Source organism: Romboutsia weinsteinii (assembly GCF_002250835.2).
Taxonomy (GTDB): Bacteria; Bacillota; Clostridia; order Peptostreptococcales; family Peptostreptococcaceae; genus Romboutsia_A; species Romboutsia_A weinsteinii.
In genome coordinates this window covers 1-4149 of record NZ_NOJY02000109.1, presented here as the reverse complement: position 1 = coordinate 4149, position 4149 = coordinate 1, and the positions used below count along the sequence as shown (strand labels likewise).

At 29.4% G+C, this 4149-nt stretch carries 2 protein-coding genes, 1 tRNA gene, 1 rRNA gene and 2 riboswitches; all 4 genes read left to right on the top strand.

All coding sequences use genetic code 11. From position 1 onward, the window contains the following. Positions 1–109: 109 nt before the first annotated feature. The 4 genes from CHL78_RS19655 (at position 110) to CHL78_RS19640 (ending at position 3150) form a co-directional block, all read left to right on the top strand. Positions 110–183 (top strand) — tRNA-Gly (locus CHL78_RS19655). 13 nt (positions 184–196) lie between these two features. Next, a 5S ribosomal RNA gene (gene rrf, locus CHL78_RS19650) occupies positions 197–313 on the top strand. A gap of 110 nt (positions 314–423) precedes the next feature. Beyond that, positions 424–1362, top strand: coding sequence for an AAA family ATPase (locus CHL78_RS19645; protein WP_199534133.1), 939 nt, complete (start codon positions 424–426; stop codon positions 1360–1362). Between the two features lie 12 nt (positions 1363–1374). Next, a complete protein-coding gene (locus CHL78_RS19640; RefSeq protein WP_094368740.1) occupies positions 1375–3150 on the top strand; it encodes a cobaltochelatase CobT-related protein in 1776 nt (591 codons plus the stop codon). A gap of 140 nt (positions 3151–3290) precedes the next feature. Then, a riboswitch (cobalamin riboswitch) is annotated at positions 3291–3477 on the top strand. 473 nt (positions 3478–3950) lie between these two features. Beyond that, positions 3951–4135: riboswitch (cobalamin riboswitch) on the top strand. Positions 4136–4149 lie beyond the last annotated feature (14 nt).

The following is a 4149-nucleotide window of genomic DNA, read 5'->3' as shown; positions in this document are numbered from 1 at the left end:
AAGTGCAGTAATGTATGTAGCTTATCGATACTAATAGGTCGAGGACTTGACCAATTTAAAATGATTATTAAATTAAATGTATGCAGTTTTTAGAGTATTAACTCTATATGCGGGTGTAGCTCAATGGTAGAGTTCCGGCCTTCCAAGCCGGCTGTGAGGGTTCGATCCCCTTCACCCGCTCCATTTAAATAGATTATGTGGTTACAATAGCAGAGAGGATACACCTGTTCCCATTCCGAACACAGAAGTTAAGCTCTCTAGCGCTGATGGTACTTGGTGGGCAACTGCCTGGGAGAGTAAGACGTAGCCACGTAATCTTTTTTATTTTAATAGAAATAGCAACTGCCTTAAAATATAATTTTTAGGCAGTTTTTTTGTGCTAATATATATGTATATTGTATTTAACTACAGGGGGGAAAAAGCGTGGATATAATAGAGAATTTAAGGGTGCAGGGAATTAGTGAAAAACTTATAGAAGATATACTATACTTTAGAAAATATTTTGATCTGAATAAAGATTTAGAATACAGGATAACAAAATCTTCTACTTATTTCTATGGTAAGGATATTTTATCAATGTGTATTTCAGCCATACTAGAAGATGAAAATATTTTATTATCAGGTCCTAAAGCAACTGGAAAAAATATATTAGCAGATAACTTATCAGAAATTTTTGGAAGACCTCAATGGAATACATCTTTTCATATAAACACAGATAGTTCAACTTTAATAGGAACAGATACATTTATAGACAATGAAGTAAAACTAAGAAGAGGTTCAGTTTATGAATGTGCAATAAATGGAGGTTTCGGAGTATTTGATGAAATCAATATGGCAAAAAATGATGCTATAGTAGTACTTCACTCAGCATTAGATTATAGAAGAGTTATAGATGTACCTGGTTATGATAGAGTAGGCTTACACCCAGCTACAAGATTTATAGGAACTATGAATTATGAGTATGCAGGCACAAAAGAATTAAATGAAGCGCTGGTATCAAGGTTTATGGTGATTGACATACCAGCGATAGAAGAAGATAAATTAATGTTAATTTTAAAAGAAGAATTTAAAGATGCTGAAGAAGAAAAGTTAATTCAATTTGCTGGTATATTCCTAGATCTACAGTTAAAATCTCAAAATGGTGAAATATCCAGTAAGTCAGTAGATTTGAGAGGTTTAATAGGCTCTCTAAAGGCTATAAGAAGAGGGCTTGAACCCAAATTGGCTATTAATATGGGAATGACAGGAAAATCTTTTGATTTATATGAAAAAGAAATAGTAGGGGATATTATTAAGACAAGAATTGCCGATAAGTGGGAGAGTAAAGACATATTTCCAAATAAAGTAAAAATGTCATACTAAACAGGTGATTATATGAGATGGATATATAATGATTATGAGTTTGATAATAGGGTAAATAACTTAGCTTGGACTATATCTGGGAATTATACTGAAGACTTAAATTTATGTGAGAAAGATTATACATCAAAAGATATATCTCTGTATTCTGCAATAATGGCGGGAGCAAGGAGAAAGTACGTTGACTGGGATATAATAAAAAAATACTCATCAAATAGAATAAAAAAAGGGTATGATCAAGATATAATATTAAATCTAATACAAATTGTATTAAATTTAATTGTAGAATCGAAAGTTATAAGAGATAGACCAGGTATATACGATATCAGAGAACAAGCTTATAAAGATATTGTTTCACAATTTATTAAAATACATAATGAAGATGTATTGCAAAAAATAAAATATGTATTTGTTCTCGAAGCAATGGGAAAACATCCAACAGTTGATGGGCTTACAAGAAGAATTATTAATGATATAAAAGATATTGATATAAACTTCGATATAATTGATCTCTTAAAAGATATAGATAAAATATACTTAAAATACTTTAAACATATACTTAATGATACGAGTAAAACTAATAATACTGATATGAAAAATATTGACGATGTAGATATTAACTTTGATAATTTTTCTAATTTCATGTATGAAGAGTTATACAAAGATGAAACTGATAATATAGTAGAAAGTGAAATTGATTCCATATCTTCTGGTATGTTAGTCGATAGTATAGGAGACTTTGAGTCAACTGATTTAAATAAGTCCTCTAATCGAATAATATATGTTGATGAAGAAACCTCCAATAAAATTTATAAAAAATTAGAGTACTATTATGGTAAATCCTACTTAAGCAAAGATGAAATTAGAAAGATTGAAACTAAGCATTGTAGAAATGTCCATGAAGGATGTAGAGTACATTTTACTGATGGGGTACTTCGAAGTGAATGTAAAAATATATTTCAGGTTAAATATGTTACAAGGCAGAAAGAAAATAATATAAGTAAGTATAGAGATAAAATAAAAATACACAGAAGAAATATTACAAAACTAAAAGAAAGCCTATCAAGGATATTAATAGAAGAAAATGAAAAGTCTAGAGTGTATTCTGATTGTGGAAATATATATGCAAATAGAGCTTGGAGAGTTGGACGAAGTGATAATAACAAAATATTTTATAGAGATATTGAAAATGAAAAAGGAAGGTATGTAATTGATATATTATTAGATTCGAGCGGATCTCAGGTTAGAAACCAAGCTAATGTGGCAACTCAGGCTTACATAATTGCAAGTGCATTAACTTCAGTAGGAATACCGAACAGAGTTATGGGATTTTCTAGTTTTTTAGATTATACAATTTTAAAGAGATTTAAAGATTATGAGGATACTTTAGACAAAAGTGAAAATATATTCGAGTATTTTTGTACAGGCAATAATAGAGATGGATTAGCTATAAAGTCTACTTGTGAAGGATTAACAAGTAGAGAAGAAGAAAATAAAATACTAATAATCTTGAGTGACGGAAAGCCGAATGACATAAAAATAGGGAAAGATAGTGAAAGAAGTATAAGAGGAGAGATGTCTTATAGAGGTTCAGTGGGAATAAAAGACACTGCCAATGAAGTAAGAAATGCACGAAGAAAAGGGATACTGGTACTTGGTGTTTTTACAGGGAAAGAAAGCGAGCTACAAGCTGAAAGATTAATTTATGGAAAAGATTTTATATATACTCAGAATATAGAACGGTTCTCGGATATAGTATCTATGTATTTAAAAAAAATAATTAGAAGTTAAAAAAATAATAGGAATATACTATAGATTATAAAATATACTTTAATGTAGAGAAAAATATATATATTAAAAAGTAAAATAAAAATATAGAAACTTAGAAGGTAAATTGAAATTGATATAGAATTAGTTATTTATAACAACTTAATAGAGAAAATATTTTAGGTTCTTGAAGAAAGATTAATAGGGAAAGAGGTTAGAATCCTCTACAGCCCCCGCTACTGTAATGCAGACGAAACTTATAAATAGCCACTGTGATATATAATATTACGGGAAGGCAAAAGGAGTAGGATGAAGCTAAGTCAGGAGACCTGCCTATAAATATTTAAGTAATTTCTTCGGGGAGGAGAAAATTTCTTACATATGCTTATTTTGTGTGCTTATAATTATAAATAGTATATATATGAAAAAGTCTAGCCCTGGGGTTAGACTTTTTTATTTACAATAATGCTAAAATAGCCCTTAACTTATTTTAATATAAATTAATAAATGTAATAACCCTTAACCCGCCTTATTAAAGGTACCTTAGGGCTTAAAGCCCTAAGGAAAATTTCTTTTTAAAAAGAAATACTAAAATAGCCCTTAACTTATTTTAATATAAATTAATAAATGTAATAACCCTTGACCCGCCTTATATAAAGGTGCCTTAGGACTTTAAGTCCTAAGGATTATTTTTTTAGATTGAGAATATACTTATAATAAATATACTTTGTTTATAGAAATTAAAATTTTCACAAAAAAATTAGAAAAAAGAAGGATTATGTATTCTAAGATAGAATAAAGTATATATTACAATAAATAATTAAATAGTTAATAATATTTTAGGTTCTTGAATAAAGATTAATAGGGAAAGAGGTTAGAGACCTCTACAGCCCCCGCTACTGTAATGCAGACGAAACTTATAAATAACCACTGTGACAATGCTATCATGGGAAGGTTAAGGAGTAGGATGAAGCTAAGTCAGGAGACCTGCCTATAAATATTTAAGTAATTTCTTCGGGGAGG